The organism is Streptomyces sp. NBC_01320 (assembly GCF_035974375.1).
GTDB classification, from domain to species: Bacteria; Actinomycetota; Actinomycetes; order Streptomycetales; family Streptomycetaceae; genus Streptomyces; species Streptomyces yanii.
This window is the reverse complement of sequence record NZ_CP108390.1, coordinates 8,039,463-8,058,774: the sequence shown is the minus strand read 5'-3', so window position 1 is coordinate 8,058,774 and position 19,312 is coordinate 8,039,463. Positions and strand designations below refer to the sequence as shown.

The following is a 19,312-nucleotide window of genomic DNA, read 5'->3' as shown; positions in this document are numbered from 1 at the left end:
AGGTGCACTGGACTGTCCTCGGCTGCCGGGGCCACGGGCTTGATGTGAGCCGAATCGGCGTGTGTCGCGTCCGCCAAGCGGGGTCACCTTCTCGGGGAGGGAGCCGGGTGGGGGCATGCGGCGGAAGGGGGGCGACGGACGGGACGCGCCGTCGCCCCCCGATGACGATCCTCGGGTGAGGCGGCGATGCTTAGTAGCCGCCGTAGCCGCCGTAGCCGCCGTAGCCGCCGTAGCCGCCGTAGCCGCCACGTCCGCCACGTCCGCCGTAGCCGCCACGGCCGCCACGTCCGCCGTAGCCGCCACGGCCGCCACGGCCACCGCGGCCACCACCTCGGCCACCGCGGCCGTTGAAGATCGAGAAAGCGCTCATGACGTACCTCCTGTGTGACTGGATGTGCCGGAAGGACTTCGCAGCCCATTGGTTGCCTGAGATCGGCCCCAACGGCACCGAAGACATTCATGCAGCTGGGGTGGGACCCCTTGGGCAATCCGGCGTGGACTGGGGTGATCGATCAGAACCCTCTTTGAACGTACCTAGATCAGCCTAAGAGTGCTCGTTCATGCACAAACAGGACAGCCCTCGTGTGGGTGTGTGACACCTCGGCGGATGTCTCCCGAGGGCGGTAGAGAAGCGACCCAGTTCGCGGCGCCGCCACACGGCTGCCGAACCTGCCTTTGAGGCTGTGAGATCAATGCCTGACGTGAACTCAGTAGCCCTTCGCCAAATACAGACTGACGCCACATCATGTGTCGTCGGACGGGATGCGCCGTTGACCGCCGCCCGCTATGGGACCGCGCTCGGGCAGCATCGGAGCGGGGTGCCACGACCCTCGGGCACGTGATCGGAATGGTCGGGAATCGCGGCAGCCATTCAGGTGACGTGACCACCTGAAGAACTCTGTCGCCGGAGGACATCGAGACCGCTGGTCTGACTGCAGTCTTTGACGGCAACACGGGTGCACCCTGCCGTACCAGGAAAGTCGATGCCGGACGCTGCGCAGGACGCTAGCGAGCCGCATACCCGGCCCTTGGGCCGCCGGAAGGAACTCCTAAAGCGGTGTTCTCCGGGCACCTTCCCCCAGGTGTGCCCCAGGAGTGTCTAGCGATGGAGAAGCTGCAGGTGAGAGGGGTTAAGGGGAGCCCTCTGTAAATCTGCAGGTCAGGGTTCTTGAAGCACGTGTGCAGCAGGGCCTTGCTGACCTGTTCAGAGGCGCCGATGGGCGGGACGTCAGGGGCTGCCGGGGCCGGCCGCTGCCACGGCCTCCGCCGCCACCCGCCACAGCGCACGGGAGGTGATCCAGCTGTTTTTCCCGTTGGCCAGGTACGTCACGGCACGGCCCACCCATTCCGGGTCGCCGAGGAGATGTGGCTTTCCCTCGTCGATGAGCTGGCGCAGTAGATACTCCAGCCGGAGGGCGTCCACCGCCCGGTACGGGCGCGCGTGCTGGTCGAAGCGCAGCTGGTAGTCCTCGTACGGGTGGCGCAGCGTCATGTGCATCCAGCCGCCGTCGCGCCCGGCGACCATTCCCTTCGGCGTGTACATGCCCCTGCTATTTGTGTTCCAGGAGTGCTTGCCCCAGGTGATCCAGATGCCAGTCATGATCCTGGACCACGGGATCAACCGTTCCTCGGAGTCTGGCTCGCGCTGGTAGAGCCCGTCCGGGCGGAACTCCACCCAGTGGGTGTCCGGTCGCGTGGCGTCCCCAACTCCCCAATGGCCGCTGGCCAGTTCCAACGGTCCCAGGAATGTGCCGTCCTCCACCATGCGGTCATTGAATCAGTTGAACAGCCGCACTTCGATGGGGATGGTGTAGCTGGCCGCCTTCACCTCTCCCATCCGCTGCCGCATGTCGACCGCGCGTCGTCGATCTGGCCGTGTCTGGTGAGCTGACGACCTTTGCCTTACAAGCTCAAGCCGTCGCCGCATTGGCCGGACAGCGGGTGACAAGCCGAGGCAGTGGCTCTGTGGGGTGGGCGTGGGGCGTGTTACATGCTCGTTCCGATTCCTACTGGTCACGCTGGTTGAGTCGCGCGGACTGTAAATCTGCCGATGGATGGGCGCCGACGCTCCTGCGATGACCGTCGTCATGGCCCATGCGCGGCCTCATGGTCATCTGTGGGCCAGGAAAGCAGTCGAGGGCGACGAGGGCGGCGTTCTGGCAGGTCACATGTGATGTGGACGTGGTCAGAGCGACGCTCTTGAAAACCGTCTCTGCGCGAGTCACCGTGGGTTCAAATCCCACCCCCACCGCGTGCAGGTCAGCGAAGTAGCTGGTCAGAAGGGGTACCCCGGTCTCGGGGTACCCCTTTCGCGTTCAGGGTTGTCTCACCCTTTCTCGCCGGTGTCCCAGCCTTGACCAGTGCGTATGGGCCATCTGTGGGCCCAGGCCACCGCATACCGCGTCTCTCTGCCGGTCCGATTTGAGTGTCCACTGAGACAGCGCCGATCAGTTCCGCGGTCGCCACTGCCAGGCCCGTCTGACGCTCCAAGACCTCCTCCCATGGAAAGCCTGGCCGGCGATCATCGCGAACGGCGCTGAGGAGGTGATCACAGTGGCTCAAGACCCTTTGGTAGGTCGTTAACACCCCCGGGTGCGCCACGGTAGCCAGCGAGCCCGCCCGCCGACATAGCTGTCGGAATGCTGTATCGAACGACAGGAGAGCTTCCACAGCCGTAGAGCCATCGCCGATCTCTGAACGACAGTTGACGAGGTCAGCGAGCTTGTTCTGGATGGCAACTGCGTCCTGCAGCACGTCGGTGTAGATCGCCCGTCGCTCCTGGCGTAACCAGTGCTCAAACTGGTCCTGGGCCTGCTGTCTCGCCTGCTCTTACATTGCTCGGGCAGCTCTCTCAGCGCCTTCACGAGCTCCTCGTATGGCTGCGTACCCGCCTGCCGCCGCGCCGCCCAAAGCTCCCACTAGTAGACCGTCGCAGCTAATTTTTGGGATAGAGGTGGCGCAGTTTGATGCGTGCGTCGTGGGTGGTGAACTGCCAGTTCACCTGACGTTGGTCGGTGTTGGTGGCGTTCTGCCAGGCTGAGAGTTCGGTGTTGAGGTTGTCGAGGTTGCTGATCCGGCGGTCGAGGCATTGCCGGGTCAGCGCGGAGAGTTCGATCTCGGCGATGTTGAGCCATGACCCGTGCTTGGGTGTGTGGTGGATCTCGAGGCGTTGGGCCAGGGCGAAGGCCTCTTCTGGTTCGAATGCCTCGTACAGTGAGGCGATGCCGTGGGTGTTGAGGTTGTCCATCACCAGCACCACGGCCTTGGCGTCGGGGTAGTCCACGCTCAGTAACTGTTTGACCTGGCCGGCCCAGTCGATCCGGGTCCGCTGGGACAGTGCCTGGACTCGACGCCATCCGCGCAGGGGTTCGGCCCACACGAAGATTGAGCACGTGCCGCGGCGGATGTACTCGCTGTCCTGGCAGGCGTCGTGACCAGGGCGGGCCGGGAGCGGGTCGCGGGCATGGTCGAGGAGTTGGTAGGGCTTCTCGTCCATGCACACCACGGGACGTGCCGGATCGTAGGGCCGGGCATAGACGGCCAGCACGTCTTCCATCCGGGCCGCGAACTCCGCGTTCGCTCGTGGTGGGATGGTCCAGCACTTTCTCAGGTGAGGACGCAGTTCCGTTTTTTTAAGACCCGCCCGATGGTGGAGTGGTCCAGGTCGGGGATGTCCTCGACCAGCGCGACGTGCTTCTCCAGCAGCCGCAGGGACCACCGGGTATAGCCCTGGGGTGGTTGTGAGCACGCCATCGCGATCAGCCGGGCTTCGACCTCGCCGGTCACCGGCGAGGGCACCGGTGGGAGGTCGCGCTTCTTCCGCGCGATCGTGGCGTGCACATCGCCACCGGTCTCGGTGAAACGCTTGGCGACCAGCCGCAACGTCTCACCGGAGACGCCGAGCCGGGCCGCGATCACCTCCTTGGTGTCCACCTCGCCCGCCGAGCTGTCCAGCGCAAGCAGCACCCGCGCACGCATGATCATCGAGGCCCCACGAACACCTGTCGTGGTCACCCGGACCAGATCCTCACGATCCTGCGCGGTCAAACTGACCGGCCGCTTCTTCTGCGAACCCATGACGACAGTCCTGTCTGGCAAAAGGGAAGGAACCCACCAGACGACAGCCTCCCAACCAGACATGCCATAACTAAGCAGCGACACGCTACTAGCCCTACGATCGCGGCTACTGATGATCTTTGCGTGATGTCGCGTCGCGGTTGCCCTTCGCTGCAGGTCAGGGCACGCGTTCCAGCGACATCACGCGGCGAAACTCAGTAACAGAGCTGCCCATCCTTGATCCAAGGTGATCCCTCCCCGGGTTCAGAACCGTAGACGAAGCCGGCTCCATCTGGCGTTGGTTTGGTGCGGGAGGGGCGGTGCGCTTGAGTCTCTATCGCTCATAGTCGGCTTTAAGCCCTTGCTCAGTGAGACGGTTTGCGCGCTCCGAAGCGCCCTTCCGGATCTTCGCCGGGATGCCGCGACCGTATGGGGTGCGCTCAACGCTGGACCTGATAGCACCTCGGCGAGGCACCCCACAGCTTCGGGGCCGGACTGCCTCTGGGCCATCGAAGGGCGGCGCACATCGCCCCCACGGTAACCAGGGGCGACGGGGGCCGTCTGCGGGCCGTCAGAGGTCGCCCCAGGACCAACAACAACGACCACCAACAACCGCTCCTGCGCTGGTCAGCACCCCTAGCATCCGCAACGCCCGAGGCCGCAGCGTCAGCGCATCAGTTCTTCGACATCTAAAGAGCACGGTCGGACGAGCCGGGCCCGGAGCTCGAGAACGGGCTGCGAGCTGCGAGAACACCTCTTGGCGTTACTCCCCGGTTCCCTGATTTGATCGCACAGACAGCAGCGAGGGCCGCTACCCCACACCATCGGGGTAGCGGCCCTCGTCGGCGTTCACACAGACATTCAAGGAGCGGCTGTCCCGGTGCCGCCAAGAACCGGCAGCGCATGGACGCTTTGCACGTAGCGCGTAGCCCGCATCCTCCGCGGGTTACGCGCCCTGGTGCGTCATGGTGACCGCCGAACAGTCGCGCTAGCCGCGTACAGCCTGCTGCTGTTGCTGTTGCTGCTGCTGCTGCTGCTGCTGCTGTTGCTGCTGCTGCTGCTGCTGCTGCTGCTGTTGTTGCTGTTGCTGCTGCTGCTGCTGCTGCTGTTGCTGCTGCTGCTGCTGCTGTTGCTGCTGCTGTTGCTGTTGCTGCTGCTGCTGTTGCTGCTGCTGCTGCTGCTGCTGCTGCTGCTGCTGCTGCGCCGGCAGGTTCAGCTGCACCAGCTGCTGCTGCTGCTGTTGTTGCTGCTGTTGCTGCTGTTGCTGCAGCCGCTGCGGTTGCAGTCGCTGCGGCTGCAGCAGCACACCGCCAGTCCTGCAAGCCCTCAGCCCGGCGTTGAACGAGAACGGATCAATGACCTGCGAGGGTGCTTTCGAGGGGGCCGCTGCCACCGTAGAGGCTGGAGGTGTGGCACCGAACGCTTCCCCGGCGAAACCCGCAGGCAACGCCAGCGAGGCGATGAGCACCGGGCTGAGCCCGAAAAGGTAGCGCTTGCCACGCATGACTTTCTCCCTTCGACTGCTGGAACGAAAGACAGGCGTTCGTTGCAGGAACGGTGCCCCTTCTCCACACCTCGTACGGCCGAACGCCGCTTCCATCAGCAGCATCACACGTAGCAGAGCATGCATCCAGAAACCAACCATCCTAGGAGTAGGGGTCCCAGGTAATAACCATCCGCACTTGTCGCCCGCCAGAGGGAACGACGGGTGAATTGGTGCCCAACGACGAGCAGAGTCAACGGACTTCCTCAGACGGTGCAGCTCCTGACCTGCAGCACATCCTGGACAGCAGACAGCAGACAGCAGAATTCGACATTCGCTCGCGTTCCTTCCCGAGGTCGGGCAATAGTCAGCTGAGCGTAGTTCACTACACTGGTCCGCGAACTGAGCCAGAACGGCACGGACTTCCACAGATGGTCACGGAAGCAGGAAATCGAAAGGCGCCACTTCACCATTCAGGAAGTGACGCTTTCTTTCATCGGCCGCATATGCCAGGGGATATTTCACTCGCTGTCGACGACCGCTCAGTCCGGCCTCACCGCCCCACTTCCGAAGGCCTTGCCAACATGGTCCACAAGCAGCGCCATCACTCCGCCGCGTATCCCGATCGCGGACTCGCCCCCGAAGGCGAATCGCATCGAGACATGGGTCGACAAGTAAACCCACAAAATCACCCCGATACGGCTCCGCGCGCACCCGCGCAAGCCTCAGCTTGTCGGCGCCTGTCTCACCCTGTGAGCAAAGAGCAATGGGCGCTACGCCGCACGCCGGAAACCGGCAGACAGTAAGGGCTGTCCCGTAATCCCTGGTGGATCAGCGCGCGGCGTCAGATGTGGCGCATCGCAAGGCGGAGGAGCGTCGTCATACTGGGTGTATTCGGGCGTTCCGGCAACGCAGCGTGGTGCCGCAGCTGTCGTCGTGTGCCCGCCGGAGATTACGGGACAGTCCTTAGGCGCGTAACCCGCGTGTCCCACGGGTTACGCGCCCCGGGCGGCGGCATGGTGACCGCCGGAGAGCCCCGCTAGCCGGCTCCTGCTGTTACTGCGACGGCGTGGTCGGCGTCGTAGGCGTGGTCGGCGTCGTAGGCGTGGTCGGCGTCGTAGGCGTGGTCGGCGTCGTGGGCGGCGTCGTAGGCGGCGTCGTGGGCGGCGTCGTAGGCGGCGTCGTGGGCGGCGTCGTAGGCGGCGTCGTAGGCGGCGTCGTAGGCGGCGTCGTAGGCGGCGTCGTAGGCGGCGTCGTAGGCGGCGTCGTAGGCGGCGTCGTAGGCGGCGTCGTAGGCGGCGTCGTAGGCGGCGTCGTAGGCTGCTGCCCGGGCGGCAGGTTCACGTTCACACGCAGCGTCTGCGATTGCGATTGCTGTTGCTGTTGCTGCTGCTGCTGTTGTTGCTGCTGCTGCTGCTGTTGCTGAGGTCGCTGCACAAGCCGCTGCGGCTGGAACCCAGGCCTGCACTGCGACCTGAACCCGATGTTGTAGCCCGCCTTGAACGCCGCCTGCTGGTTCAGGGGGAACAGCGCCAGGTAGTCGCCAACCCTGTTCAGGCACGACCGGCCGTCGAACTGGCCGCGAATCACGCCGCTGTTGAATCCGGGATCGCCAGGCCCTACCGAGGGTGCTTTCGAGGGGGCCGCTGTCGCCGCAGCGGCCGCGGGTGGAGCGCCGAACGCTTCCCCGGCGAAACCCGCAGGCAACGCCAGCGAGGCGATGAGCACCGGGCTGAGCCGGACAAAGTACCGCTTGCCACGCATGACTTTCTCCCTTCGACCCCGGAACGAAAGACAGACGTTCGTTGCAGGAACGGTGGCCCTTCTCCACACCTCGTACGGCCGAACGCCACGTCCAGCAGCAGCATCACACGTGGCCGAGCACGCATCCAGAAACCGACTATCCTAGGAGTAGGGGTCCCAGGTAATAACCATCCGCAAATGTCGCCCAGCAGAGGGAACGACGGATGAATTACGACCAACGGCGAGCGGAGCTCGCGGACTTCCTCAGAACACGGCGGCGAGCACTTCAGCCGGAAGAGGTCGGTCTTCCACCACGGGCATCGCGACGAACCCCCGGCCTGCGGCGGGAAGACGTCGCCGACCTCGCAGGAATCAGCGCCTGCTGGTACTCACGCCTTGAGCAGGCCCGGAACATCAGAGTATCCGACCATGTCCTCGACTCGCTGGCCGAAGCCCTACGTCTCAACACCGAGGAACGCGAGTACCTGCTGGCTCTGGCGCACGGTGACGCCCCTTCCAGCGCGAGTGTTTCCCCGGACGGTGTGCCTCCAGCCCTCCAGCGCATCCTGGACAGCCAGCAACCGCATCCGGCCATCGCCCTCGGTCCCCGTTTCAACATTCTGGCCTGGAACCAGGCCAGAACCGATGTCTACGGGGATCTGACCAAAATCCCCCCTGAGCACCGTCACATCCTGTGGCTCTTCTTCGGCGGCTACCTGCGGGAACTGATTCAGAACTGGGAGCCGAGCGCTCGCTCCGTCCTGGCAGAGTTCCGCGCAGCCACCGGACTCTACGTCCAAGAACCATGGTTCACCGCGCTGGTCCGCGAACTGGGCCAGAACAGCGCGGACTTCCGCAAATGGTGGCAGCAGCACGAAATCGAAAGGCATCACGTCACCACCCGGGAGGTGAAGCATCCTTTTGTCGGCCGCATGCTGCTGGAAGAGAGTGCGCTCGTTGTCGACGACCGCTCAGGCCGGCGGATCATTCTTGAGATCCCGCAACCGGGCACCGGCACCGAGAACAAGCTGACGGCACTTTCCTGGCGCTCCCACCGGGTGCAGGCTCCGCCGTGCCATGTGCTTCACAGGCCGGATTCGGGAAACGGCGGAACAACCACTGCCGAACGTGAAGACAGTTGTGGTGCGGTCAGTGCCGCAGAGCCATCCCCACGTCGACCTTGACCGCACCCGACAGCTTGCGGTTGCTGCGGGCGATGGCGTCCTTGGAGGACTTCGGCCCGACGTCGTCGATCGTCACCACCACCATGTCGAGCAGGTTGCCGTTCGCGTCACGGAAGGTGACCTGCACGGCGTAGGACTTCGGCGAGTCGGTGCCATTCGTCACGGTGATCTTCGAGGTGGCGCGGCCGTCGTGGTCGGTGCTCACCGCGCCCAGCTTGACGTCGTGCTTGGCGTTCACGCCGTTCTTGAAGCCTCTCAGTTTCTCGCCCGCGGCAGCTGTCGCCGAGGCCACCACGTCGGAACCCCTGGATGCCGCCGACGCTGCGGCGGAGGCCGCCTCGGACGCCTTGGTGGAGGCGCCACCGCCGTCGTCCGAACAGGCACCGGCGGTCGACATCACCGCCGTCGTCAGCAGCACGGCCCACAGGCCTCGCGCGACTTTCCTCGTCATCGTGCCTCCCAGCACTCGCCCGTCGCCCCCAGTCAACGGGTCCGCAGGCCGCACCGCATGCCCCGTATGCCGGACGGGTGAAGGGCCGGGCCGGGGCGGAGGCCGCACGCAGGCGCGGCTGCTCTGTGGAGTCGCGACGTGCGGAGGGACGGCCGAGTCCGGTGGCATGAGCGACCCGGACCCGGGCAGCCTCCCCCACCGGCCGCGGTCCGAGCCGCATCGGCGGCGGCAGTCGCCCTGGGTGCTGCTGGTCGATCCTGCCGTGGACCGGCGAGCTGGGGACCCCGGGCTTCCTGAACGGCGGCTCCTTCGCCGTCACTCTCGGGAAGTCGGGCGGGAAGGTCGCGTGTGCCGTGACCGTGGACGAGGGCACTCATCGGACTGCCTCCGCGTCCAGGGCCTTCGCCACCGCCGTCTGCGGCGGGTTCTGAACCGGGTAGTCGGGCGTGTGCGCATATGCCTGTGCCCCCGGCCTCCGGGGGCACAGGCTTCCGGTCCTTCAGCGGCCGTAGCGGATCAGGGCACGGACCATGCGGCAGGTGGTGTCGGACGGCGGGTGGATGCCGATGCGCTCGGCAGTCGTGCGTATCGTGTCGTTGTCAGCGTTCGACGGGTGGTAGACGCCCGCGTCGAGCAGGGCGATCGCCAGGCGCATGGCCTTCAGGCGGCGGTTGTGGGAGACGTACCACTCGCGGGGTCGGCCCGCGGGGAGCGGCTTCTTCTGCAGGGGCTTGTGGAGCGGCTTGGTCGTGACTGCGGCAACGGCCATGGGCATCCTCCTGGCACGGTCGTGAAACCCTCACGAACTACCTCCATTTTACGACCCACCGCTGACATTGATACTCGTAAGTGGGTTCCGGTGGTCGTGGCTCCACCACTGACTGACGCCCTGCTGGGCTGTCCTCCGGTTGTTCTGTCCGGCTGCCGGGACCCGTTCTTCATGGCTCCGGCCAGGTGGAACATGACCTGATAGGAGCTTGGTCAGAAGCCCCCTCAATGTCCTGTCTGCCCCACCCGGCCGGGCGCCACCTCCGGCTAGGAAGGCACCTTCAGCATGACAGCAGCGGGCATGACGGACACAGCGCACGAGACCGTGTACGGAGGAGTCGACTCCCACAAGGACACGATCCACGTGGCGGTCGTCACCGACCACGGTGGCCACGTCACCGACGCCGAGTTCCCGACCACGACCGCCGGCTTCGCCGCGGCGATCGCGTTCCTCAACGCACACGGCACCGTGACCGCCGTCGGAGTGGAGGGAACCTCCTCCTACGGCCTCGGATTCACCCGTGCCGCCCGCCACGCGGGCCTGGCAGTGGTGGAGGTCAACCGGCCCGACAAGGCCGAACGCCGCCGGATCGGCAAGTCCGATCCGATCGACGCCTACGCGGCCGCCCGCGCCGCCCTGTCCGGACGGGCGGCAGCCGCGCCGAAGGATGACACCGTCAGCGGCATACGCGCCCTCCACAACGCAGCCCGGTCCGCGATCAAGGCCCGCACCGCCACCCTGAACCAGATCGGCCACATCCTCATCACCGCCCCGGACGGCATCCGCGCCAAGTACCGTGCCCTGCACGGCAAGACGCAGATCAACGCCCTCGCCCGCCTGCGTCCCACCGGCGACCAGCTGCATGTCGCCGTCCTGACCGCACTGAAGAGCCTCGCCCAGCGCGTCCAGGCCCTCACCACCGAGCACGACGCACTCACCGCGGCACTGGACGCCGCCGTCACCGAGCAGAATCCGGGCCTGCGCGCCGCCTACGGCGTCGGCCCCGACACCGCCGCCCAGCTCCTTGTCACAGCCGGCGGAAACCCTGAACGCCTGCGCACCGAGGCATCCTTCGCAGCCCTGTGCGGCGCCGCCCCCGTACCCGCCTCCAGCGGCAAAACCAACCGCCACCGTCTCTCCCGGGGCGGCGACCGCGCCGCCAACGCCGCTCTCTACCGGATAGCCCTCGTACGGATGGCCAGCGATGGCCGCACCCGCGACTACGTGACCAGGCAGACCGAAGCCGGACGGACCAAGAAAGAGATCATCCGACTCCTCAAACGCGCGATCGCCCGGGAAGTCTTCCGCTGCCTCACCACAGCGGTGGCCGTCCCCGCCATCGCCGACCTGCGACCCGCGCGCCAGGCCAAGAAAATCACCCTCACCGCCGCCGCCCACCACTTCAACGTCTGGCCCGCAGTCATCTCCTGCATCGAACGCGGCACCCGCCGTGACGACACCCTCGCCAACGCCTACCGCGACTGGCTAACCGCCGCTTGACAGCCAATAGGAGCATCAATCGCCCCTGGCCAGAGGGGCTTTCGCGATGTACGTCGCGTACCGTTGGCCCCATGGAGATCTGGATCAATCCCGCATGTTCCAAGTGCCGCAGTGCGGTGCGGTTGCTCGACGCCGAGGGCGCCGAATACACCGTCCGCCGCTATCTGGAGGATGTGCCGTCGCCGGACGAGATCCGGGCCGTACTCGACCGGCTCGGGCTGGAGCCGTGGGACATCGCGCGGACGCAGGAAGCAGAGGCGAAGGAGCTCGGGCTCGAGGAGTGGCCGCGCGAGGCCGGTTCACGGGAGCGGTGGATCACGGCACTCTCCGAACATCCGAAGCTGATCCAGCGGCCGATCATCACGGCGGAGGACGGGACGGCCGTCGTGGCGCGTACGGAGGAAGCCGTGCGGGACGCTCTGGGGCGTTGAGCCCTGCCGGAATCACTCGGTCAGCAGGAAGCCCTCGATCCTGCGGTTGAGTTCGGCGGCGTCCGGGGCGTGCAGCGGCAGCGTGTGGTGCGTGGCGCCCGGGATCGTCGCCGTCCGCGCGTGCGGGAGCAGTCGGGTCGCGGTGGTGGCGACCCGTGCGGCGTTGTGGGCCCGGCTGTTCTCGGCCATAAGGATCAGGGTCGGTACGTTCAGCTTGCTCAGGGCCTCGGGAGTGGGGCGCGGGCCGTTGACCGGGCGGGCGGTCGGGAAGTCGGCGGCCGTCTCGCGCAGGTGCAGCCATGCCGGGTCGAGCGTGGCGCCGGCCGTCTCCCAGTTCATGAAGGTGCGCGTGCTTTTCGCGCTCGGGCGGAGCAGCATCGGCAGTGCGCGCAGCAGATAGCCGGGGCGGAAACCGGCGAAGCACTGGGTCGGGTCCACGAGGATCAGCCTCCGGACGCGGTCCGGTGCGTGCAGGGTGTGGTGGAGCGCGATCCAGGCGCCGTAGGAATGGCCGCAGAGTGCTGTCGATGTGGTGTTCAGGGCGTCCAGCACGGCGTCCAGCCAGGCCGTCAGGTCCGGCACCGTACGGATCGGGCGCTCCCCCGCCGCACTGCGGCCCGGATCGCCGATGAGGTCGACGGCATGGACGCGGTGGGTGCGGCCCAGGTGGGCGGCCTGGGCGAACCAGACGGTGGAGGTGGAGCCGCCCCCCGCCAGGAGCACCAGCGGCGGGGCGCCCTCGGCGCCGTAACTGTTGATGCGGGTGGTGCCGTACGGGGTGGGGACGTCGGAGTGGGTCGTTCCGACGGGCCACTTGGCCGCCAGGACCTCGTCGTACGCCGAGAGGAACGACTCGGAGACGGCCGCTGCGGATGATCCGGATGACGTGGTTGCCATGGAGTGCCTCCCGAGGGTGGGTGCCCTTGGATATTATCTCGCTCGGCGAGATAATAGAGGAAGGAGATCTCATGGGCGAGCAGAGTTCCGAGATGGAGATCGTTCATCTGCTGCGCAAGGTGACTGTCGAATTCGGCCTGCGACAGGCCGAATTCGCGAGTCGCAACGGCATGCACCCCACCGACGTGCGCGCCCTGATCTGCCTGCTCGACGCCGAACGGGCGTACACCGACGCGACCGCCGGGTGGCTCGGTGCGCAGCTCGGACTCAACTCCGCAGGCACCACCGCCGTCATCGACCGGCTGGAAAGGCTCGGCCACCTCACCCGCACCCGCGACCCGCGTGACCGTCGACGGGTGCTGCTGGCGGTGGACCCACGGGCGGTGGAGCTGGGGTGGGCGTTCTTCGGGCCGCTGATCGAAAACACGGTGTCAGTGCTGCGCGACTTCGACGAGAGTGAGACAGAAGCCGTGCGGCGTTTCCTGTCCGCCGCGCACCAGGCGGTCACCGCCATTCCCTGATCGGCAGGCGATCGAGGGGACCCGTTGGTGATCCGGTTCCACGGCGGCATCGTCACAGGCGTCGCCTGCAACCCCGCCGCCACCGCTGACGTACTGCTGCGGCTGCTCCGCTCCGACGCGCAGGACGGCTGGGCCTGGATCGCCGACCGGGAGGGGTTGCCCGTCGAGGTCGTCGATGCGCTCGTCGACGGCCCGGTGCCGGGGGTCCGGTGCGCGGTGGCGTACGGCCCGCTGCCGTACCGCGGGCTTGTACACCCGGGACACCACCTCGTACACCCGGGAGTACATCGCGGCGATCGACCGGTCCCGGCGCGCCAGGATCCTGGCCTCTGCTGTCGGTGAGCAACTGCTGCGGGAAGTAGTCGACTTGGAGCTGCGGGCCGAGGCAGATGCCTGGACGGAGCTTCGGACCCGGTTGATGCAGAAGTGGCAGAAGTCTGCGGTGCGACGGCTGAAACGAACGCGCCTGTTACTCGTACGTAGGGACACACGCACCGCATCCGGCCCGAGCGCACCAGGTGTTCCGGCCGGGGACAGGAGCCTTACGTGTCACGCAAGAAGACCCTCAGCCGCAAGAAGAAGCTCGCCCTGCTGCTCGGGGCCGCCGCGCTCGCCGGTGGGACGGCGGCCGTGCTGGCCGGGACCAGCCAGGCGGCGCAGTCGCCGCCGGCGGACCGGGCCTCGTCGGTCGTCTGCACCGGACTGGCCACGGCTCTCGGCAACAACGAGCAGTTCATCGCCGGTCAGCGGGCCGATCCGGATGCCCAGTCGGCTGCGCGGATCGCCAACCGGGAAGCCGTGATCGCGCAGATCCGACGTCAGCAGGCCGCCTCGGGGTGCGGTGGCGAGGCATCGGCCGGGGCGGCCGTGGATCCAGCCGCGTCCGCACCGGCATCGGTGCCCGGGACCGCGGCCCCGGCGTCGCCCGGCGGAGGGGGTCAGGCCACCGGTGATGTCGTCTGTGCCGGGTCCACCGTGACGCTGTCCGGCGAGGGTGGTGTCCCCGCCGCGTCCAGCAATCAGTTCCCCGTCGGCACCGTGCTCAGGGTGACCAATCTCGACAACAACAAGTCCACCACGGTGACGGTCACTTCGCCCTCCGGAAGCTGCGCCCTGCTGAACAACGCGGCCTTCGAGCAGGTCCGTGAGCCGGGCAAGTTCCTGATCCGCCGCGCCCGCATCGAGCGCGTGGGCTGACCCGCCCGGGCGGTGCCCGCACGGTGCGGACGGTCTCTCCCCGCCGTTCAGGACCGTGCGGGCATCGGCCCCGCCTTGGCCTCCGCCTCGGCCAGCAGCTCGGTCAGCCGCAGCCCGAACCGTACGTCGCAGGGGTGCGGAACCCCCGTACGTACCGCTTCGAGCAGCGCATCCACCGCCGCCCGGAACGACGCCACCGCATCCCCCCACCCAGGCAGCGTGGCGACCCCCGCCTCCCCCCGGAGCTCGATCTCCGTACCCACGGCTCCCGGCGGAGCGGCCAGTGCGAGCGTCACCGTGCTGGACGCGCCGGAGATATGACGGAGGATCAGATGGGTGGTGTCGGCGGGACCTCGCGCCGCGGTCAGTTCCGTCACATCGCCGAGCACCGGCAGCAGCACCGACAGCGCATGCGGACCGACGTCCCACAGACCGCCCTTGTCACGGCGCCACGGAGACGCCGCGTACTCGCTGTCCGCACCTGGGGTGTACAGCGCACCGATCCACTGGGCACGGGCGGTGAACCACCCGTCCCGGACGCCCTGTTCGGCGATCCAGTCGGACGTCTCCTTCGCGAACCGCAGCGTGCAGAACACGACCGACGCGACCTGCGCCCGGTCGGCGGCCTCGGCGACCTCCCGGGCCCCGGCCACGGTCGTCGCGATCGGCTTGTCCATCAACAGGTGACACCCGGCGGCCGCGGCGCGGGCGGCCAGCGGGGCCTGGACGTCCGGCGGAAGGGCGAACGCGACGGCGTCGCTCACGGCGAGAAGTTCGTCGACGCCCGCGTCACCGGAGTACGCCGTGGCGCCATGGGCGGCCGCGAGCGCGTCCGCCGCCTCGGGGCGGCGCCCCCACACGCCGCTGAGCACGACGTCGGGATGGGTGGCGAGGGCGGGTGCCTGGGTGTTCCGGGCCCAGGGGCCCGTACCGAGAAGGCCGATACGCAGGGGAGCGGCGGGGGATGTCGTCATGGGGGCCAGTCTGCCCGGTCCGCTTATCGGGTGGCGGTGTGCGACGGCCCGCGGTTACGTTGGCGGAGCCGGCCGCGGGACTCCGGCTGCGACTTCCGGGACGTGCCTCTGAAGCAGTGATTTCGCTGATCGCGCCCCCATTCCCCGGCCGGCTTCCGCATATCCGCATACGGCGGCGGAACGTCACGGGGAAGAGGATGACCGACACGGACACGTACGCCGACCTCATCGCCGCCGAGGACGTGCTCCTCTTCGTCCATGCGGCGATCACCGCGACCGGACAGCGTGAGTTCCACTCGGAGGCGTACCAGCAGCAGCTCTCACTGGACTTCCTGCACGAGTACGTGAGGGTCAACTACCGCAAGGTGTACGCCGCTTCGCTCGCCCTCGACATCAATGACCACAACGCCGCACGCATCGTGCAGGGGCTGCTGGAGACCGCCGCCGAGGCGACCGCGGAGGCGCGGCGCACCGAGGGCCGGCTGATCGCCGCCCGGTTGGCCCGGCTTCCTCCGCAGCGCGTCTACCGGCTGTTCCGGGCGCTGCGGAGCGCCAAGGTCAACAACCGGCGCACCCGCGCGATCATGCGCGACTGGCTGGCGTCCCGGCCGGACCTGGCACACGACGCGGTGAAGTACCGCGGCGGTCTGAGGACCGCCGCCCGCCATGTCCATCTGCCCCTCGGCGACCCGGACTCCGAGGCGCCGCACGAGCTCGGCGACTTCCTGTTCCGGCCCGGCCGACTGCCGCGCTACCGGCACCGGCTGCTCGACGCCTGGCGTCGTGCCCACTACGAGCAGGGCGCTGTCGACGAACTGCCGTTCACCGTCGCCGAGGGGTTCGCGGCCAAGCACGGCATGAGGCGTGAGGCGTTCCTGGAACGGATGGTGCCACGGATGACGCGGCTGGAGCGGCTGCGCACCCAGGGGCAGCGGAGCACGGACGGCGGGACGGAGCTGCCCGCCGGGGTCGATCTGACCGTGATGCCGCTGACCCGGCTCGCCCTGTATGTCCTGTCCCTGGGCCTCGGGACGCGGCACGCCCACCGTCAACACCTGACGCGGGCCCTGCGCACCGCCGCCCGTCGCGCCGCCGGTACCCATGCCGGGAGCTGGGGCCGGGTCGCCGCCGTGCTGGACGACAGCTACTCGTCGTCCGGGTCCGGGGAGAAGCGGCGTCGTCCGCTGGCCGTGGCGCTGGCCTGCCACTTCCTGCTGGAGGCGCTGGCCGCGCCCGGTGCGTACACCCCGTTGTGGACCTCTGGCTCCACCGATCCGCTTCTCGTACGGCCGTGGGGTCCGACCCCGCTGGGCACCCGGATCCTCGACGCCCTCGAGCACGGGCCCGACCGGCTGGTCATCGTCTCGGACGGCTGGGACAACGCGCCGCCCGGGCTGGCCGGCGAGGTGCTGCGGGTGTGGCGGACCCGGATGGATCCGGACCGGCACACGATGGTGGTCCATGTGAACCCTGTATACGAAGCGGACGGTTTCGACGTGCGACGGCTCGCGCCGAGCGTGCCGACGGCCGGTATCCGTGACGCCGAGGATCTGCCCGCGCTGGTGGAGATCGCGCGGTTCGCGGAGGGGCGCACGGGAGCGGCGGCCCTGCACGCCTATCTGGACCGGCAGGTCGTACGTTTCGTGGCCGGCGACGGACCGAGGGAACAAGGGGGCCGAGGAGAGTGAACCGGCTGGAACTGACCGGGCTCACGGTCCGGCCCGCCCAGGTGTGGGGCGGCATCCGGCTGGTGCCGCTGGTGCGTGAGGAGCCCGTCGCGGGGCTGCGGCTGCATCAGGAGATCTACCGGGGCCTCGGCAGCAGCGTGGTCGACACCGGCCCGCGGACGCACTACACGTCGTACATCCCGCACGGTCTCGTCGCCGACTGGTCGGGGCTGCGTACGGAGCCGGACGGCGCCGGTACGGGCCGGCAGAGTGCCGCGTACGGTACCCAGCTCGGCACCGGCGGCAACAGTGACCCGGGCGCCGGCACCCGCCCGCCCGTCACCGCGCCGCTGCCGCGCCACCGGCACCGCCACCACCGCATGGCCGAGCGGCAGCCCGGCGACCGGCTGCGCTTCCTGCCGCTGCACCTCGCCCTGGAGGGCTATCTCTCGCTGCACTTCGGCGGCCCGGCCATCGCCTGGGAGGAGTGGTCGCGGCAGGCGCTGCGCGACGGGCTCTCGCCGCGCGCCGAGGACGCGTACATGGGGTGGTCGGTGCGCGGTCTCGGCGACGCGCTGCGTGTCTTCGAGATCCATCCCGGCCAGTGCGGGGTGATGGTGTACGCGGCCGATGCGCTCGCCGCCGCCTTCGTGCTGCCGCACCCGGACGACTACCGCCTTCTGCACGCCTCGCTCGTCGAGGATCTGTACGGGGAGCTCATCCATCAGTACGCGCTGTACGGCGGACCGGTCCCGGAGTTCGGGGCGCGGATCCCCGACGGTGCACGGGTGCGGACGCTCGCCGATCTCCGGGCGGCAGCACGGGCGCAGGAGCGGGAATGGCGTAAGGCGCACGACGCGCTGTTCGCGCGCGAGCTGCTGGACACGTCGTACGCCTTCGACCGGGTCCACCGGATGGGGCCGTTCACGCTGTGGCGGTTCCTGCCGCCGTTCACCCGGAACCGGGGCGGCCGGCACATCGGCGAGACGATCACCGACCACAAGGGGCAGGTCGCGTATCTGAAGACGTTCCGGCTCTCCGACGCACAGGTGCGGCGCGGGCATCTGCTGCACACGCTCTCCGACGCCGACTGGCGGCTCGCGCGGGCAGCCGCGGCGCTGGGCAGCACCGAGGAGGAGCTGGTGCGCCGGATCCGGGCCGCCGGTTTCGAGGGGCTCCTCAAGGCCCGCGTATAACGCAGGAAACCTCGGTAACACGGGGTTCACATACGGGCAACGGACGGGAAATCGCGTCTTGCGAAGCTGCGCTGCAGAGACCGGACCGCAGACCGCAGCACCGCAGCACCCCCAAAGGATGGCTTCCGTGACGTTCAAGGCTGAGTACATCTGGATCGACGGCACCGAGCCGACCGCCAAGCTTCGTTCGAAGACGAAGATCATGGCAGGCAAGCCCTCGGGAGACGTCGCGGAGCTGCCCATCTGGGGCTTCGACGGATCCAGCACCAACCAGGCCGAGGGTCACGCCTCCGACCGTGTGCTGAAGCCGGTCTTCTCCTGCCCGGACCCCATCCGCGGCGGCAACGACGTCCTCGTCCTGTGCGAGGTCCTCAACATCGACATGACGCCGCACGAGTCCAACACGCGCGCCGCCCTGCGTCCGGTCGCCGAGCAGTTCACCGGCCAGGAGCCGATCTTCGGCATCGAGCAGGAGTACACCTTCTTCGACGGCCACCGCCCTCTCGGCTTCCCCGTGGGCGGTTTCCCCGCCGCGCAGGGCGGCTACTACTGCGGTGTCGGCTCCGACGAGATCTTCGGCCGCGAGATCGTCGAGAAGCACCTCGACAACTGCCTGCAGGCGGGTCTGGGCATCTCCGGCATCAACGCCGAAGTCATGCCGGGCCAGTGGGAGTTCCAGGTGGGCCCGCTCGCCCCGCTGGAGGTCTCCGACCAGCTGTGGATCGCGCGCTGGCTCCTCTACCGCACCGCCGAGGACTTCAACGTCTCCGCGACCCTGGACCCGAAGCCGGTCAAGGGTGACTGGAACGGCGCGGGTGCGCACACCAACTTCTCCACCAAGGCGATGCGCGAGGGTTACGACGCGATCATCACCGCGTGCGAGTCGCTGGGCGAGGGCTCGAAGCCGATGGATCACGTCAAGAACTACGGCGCGGGCATCGACGACCGCCTCACCGGCCTGCACGAGACCGCCCCGTGGAACGAGTACAGCTACGGCGTCTCCAACCGCGGCGCCTCGGTCCGTATCCCGTGGCAGGTCGAGCGGGACCGGAAGGGCTACATCGAGGACCGTCGCCCGAACGCCAACGTCGACCCGTACGTCGTCACGCGGCTGATCGTCGACACCTGCTGCACGGCGCTGGAGAAGGCCGACCAGGTCTGATCCGCCACCGACTCGGTCCGAAGGGGCGCCCGCCGGAGACGGGGGTGCCCCTTCGGCGTGCCCGGTCCGCTGTCAGTGGCC

Annotated in this window: 19 protein-coding genes; 10 read left to right on the top strand and 9 right to left on the bottom strand. The window is 68.0% G+C overall.

The window, feature by feature from the left end; all coding sequences use genetic code 11:
• Positions 1–190: 190 nt before the first annotated feature.
• The 4 genes from OG395_RS36680 to OG395_RS36665 form a co-directional block, all read right to left on the bottom strand.
• On the bottom strand, positions 191–370 hold the full coding sequence (locus OG395_RS36680; RefSeq protein WP_327246774.1) for a hypothetical protein: 180 nt from the start codon (positions 368–370) through the stop codon (positions 191–193).
• 858 nt (positions 371–1,228) lie between these two features.
• On the bottom strand, positions 1,229–1,765 hold the full coding sequence (locus tag OG395_RS36675; RefSeq protein WP_327246773.1) for a hypothetical protein: 537 nt from the start codon (positions 1,763–1,765) through the stop codon (positions 1,229–1,231).
• Between the two features lie 1,170 nt (positions 1,766–2,935).
• Positions 2,936–3,718 (bottom strand): IS630 family transposase, encoded by a 783-nt coding sequence (locus OG395_RS36670; RefSeq protein ID WP_327246772.1) that lies wholly within the window; start codon positions 3,716–3,718, stop codon positions 2,936–2,938.
• Positions 3,607–4,077, bottom strand: coding sequence for a helix-turn-helix domain-containing protein (locus tag OG395_RS36665; RefSeq protein ID WP_327246771.1), 471 nt, complete (start codon positions 4,075–4,077; stop codon positions 3,607–3,609). Before OG395_RS36665 ends, OG395_RS36670 begins: the two co-directional genes overlap by 112 nt.
• 991 nt (positions 4,078–5,068) lie before the next feature.
• Between OG395_RS36665 and OG395_RS36660 the strand changes: the two genes are divergently transcribed.
• On the top strand, positions 5,069–5,674 hold the full coding sequence (locus tag OG395_RS36660; protein ID WP_327246770.1) for a hypothetical protein: 606 nt from the start codon (positions 5,069–5,071) through the stop codon (positions 5,672–5,674).
• 904 nt (positions 5,675–6,578) lie between these two features.
• Here the strand turns inward: OG395_RS36660 and OG395_RS36655 are convergent.
• On the bottom strand, positions 6,579–7,007 hold the full coding sequence (locus OG395_RS36655; RefSeq protein WP_327246769.1) for a hypothetical protein: 429 nt from the start codon (positions 7,005–7,007) through the stop codon (positions 6,579–6,581).
• A 499-nt stretch (positions 7,008–7,506) separates the two neighbouring features.
• On the opposite strand from OG395_RS36655, the gene OG395_RS36650 reads away from it, so the two are divergent.
• On the top strand, positions 7,507–8,466 hold the full coding sequence (locus OG395_RS36650; RefSeq protein WP_327246768.1) for a helix-turn-helix transcriptional regulator: 960 nt from the start codon (positions 7,507–7,509) through the stop codon (positions 8,464–8,466).
• On the opposite strand, the gene OG395_RS36645 is transcribed toward OG395_RS36650, so the two are convergent.
• On the bottom strand, positions 8,432–8,917 hold the full coding sequence (locus tag OG395_RS36645; RefSeq protein ID WP_327246767.1) for a hypothetical protein: 486 nt from the start codon (positions 8,915–8,917) through the stop codon (positions 8,432–8,434). The two genes, OG395_RS36650 and OG395_RS36645, sit on opposite strands and share 35 nt — an antisense overlap.
• 499 nt (positions 8,918–9,416) lie before the next feature.
• Positions 9,417–9,686 carry a hypothetical protein gene (locus tag OG395_RS36640; RefSeq protein ID WP_327246766.1) on the bottom strand — a complete coding sequence of 90 codons (270 nt, stop codon included), beginning with the start codon at positions 9,684–9,686 and terminating at the stop codon, positions 9,417–9,419.
• 300 nt (positions 9,687–9,986) lie between these two features.
• On the opposite strand from OG395_RS36640, the gene OG395_RS36635 reads away from it, so the two are divergent.
• Both OG395_RS36635 and OG395_RS36630 read left to right on the top strand, forming a co-directional pair.
• Entirely contained in the window at positions 9,987–11,186 is a 1,200-nt protein-coding gene (locus OG395_RS36635; RefSeq protein WP_327243526.1) for an IS110 family transposase, read from the top strand.
• Between the two features lie 71 nt (positions 11,187–11,257).
• On the top strand, positions 11,258–11,617 hold the full coding sequence (locus OG395_RS36630) for an ArsC/Spx/MgsR family protein (RefSeq protein WP_327246765.1): 360 nt from the start codon (positions 11,258–11,260) through the stop codon (positions 11,615–11,617).
• Between the two features lie 12 nt (positions 11,618–11,629).
• On the opposite strand, the gene OG395_RS36625 is transcribed toward OG395_RS36630, so the two are convergent.
• Entirely contained in the window at positions 11,630–12,514 is an 885-nt protein-coding gene (locus OG395_RS36625; RefSeq protein ID WP_327246764.1) for an alpha/beta fold hydrolase, read from the bottom strand.
• A gap of 71 nt (positions 12,515–12,585) precedes the next feature.
• Here OG395_RS36625 and OG395_RS36620 point away from each other — a divergent pair, with 71 nt between their 5' ends.
• The 3 genes from OG395_RS36620 to OG395_RS36610 all read left to right on the top strand — a co-directional run bounded on the left by OG395_RS36620 (position 12,586) and on the right by OG395_RS36610 (position 14,232).
• Complete coding sequence (locus OG395_RS36620; protein WP_327249569.1) at positions 12,586–13,035, top strand: MarR family transcriptional regulator; 450 nt, start codon at positions 12,586–12,588, stop codon at positions 13,033–13,035.
• A 27-nt stretch (positions 13,036–13,062) separates the two neighbouring features.
• Positions 13,063–13,377, top strand: coding sequence for a hypothetical protein (locus OG395_RS36615; protein ID WP_327246763.1), 315 nt, complete (start codon positions 13,063–13,065; stop codon positions 13,375–13,377).
• A 204-nt stretch (positions 13,378–13,581) separates the two neighbouring features.
• The gene (locus OG395_RS36610) at positions 13,582–14,232 is read left to right on the top strand and encodes a hypothetical protein (protein ID WP_327246762.1); all 651 of its coding nucleotides are present in this window, start codon (positions 13,582–13,584) and stop codon (positions 14,230–14,232) included.
• Positions 14,233–14,279: 47 nt separating this feature from the next.
• Here OG395_RS36610 and OG395_RS36605 read toward each other — a convergent pair whose 3' ends face one another.
• A complete protein-coding gene (locus tag OG395_RS36605) occupies positions 14,280–15,206 on the bottom strand; it encodes a Gfo/Idh/MocA family protein (protein WP_327246761.1) in 927 nt (308 codons plus the stop codon).
• Positions 15,207–15,403: 197 nt separating this feature from the next.
• Here OG395_RS36605 and OG395_RS36600 point away from each other — a divergent pair, with 197 nt between their 5' ends.
• From OG395_RS36600 to glnII, 3 genes are all read left to right on the top strand, one after another.
• Entirely contained in the window at positions 15,404–16,894 is a 1,491-nt protein-coding gene (locus OG395_RS36600; RefSeq protein WP_327246760.1) for a hypothetical protein, read from the top strand.
• The gene (locus OG395_RS36595) at positions 16,891–18,069 is read left to right on the top strand and encodes an ARPP-2 domain-containing protein (RefSeq protein ID WP_327246759.1); all 1,179 of its coding nucleotides are present in this window, start codon (positions 16,891–16,893) and stop codon (positions 18,067–18,069) included. The genes OG395_RS36600 and OG395_RS36595 overlap by 4 nt, the downstream gene beginning before the upstream one ends.
• Before the next feature lie 127 nt (positions 18,070–18,196).
• Positions 18,197–19,231, top strand: coding sequence for a glutamine synthetase (gene glnII / locus OG395_RS36590; protein ID WP_327246758.1), 1,035 nt, complete (start codon positions 18,197–18,199; stop codon positions 19,229–19,231).
• Positions 19,232–19,312 lie beyond the last annotated feature (81 nt).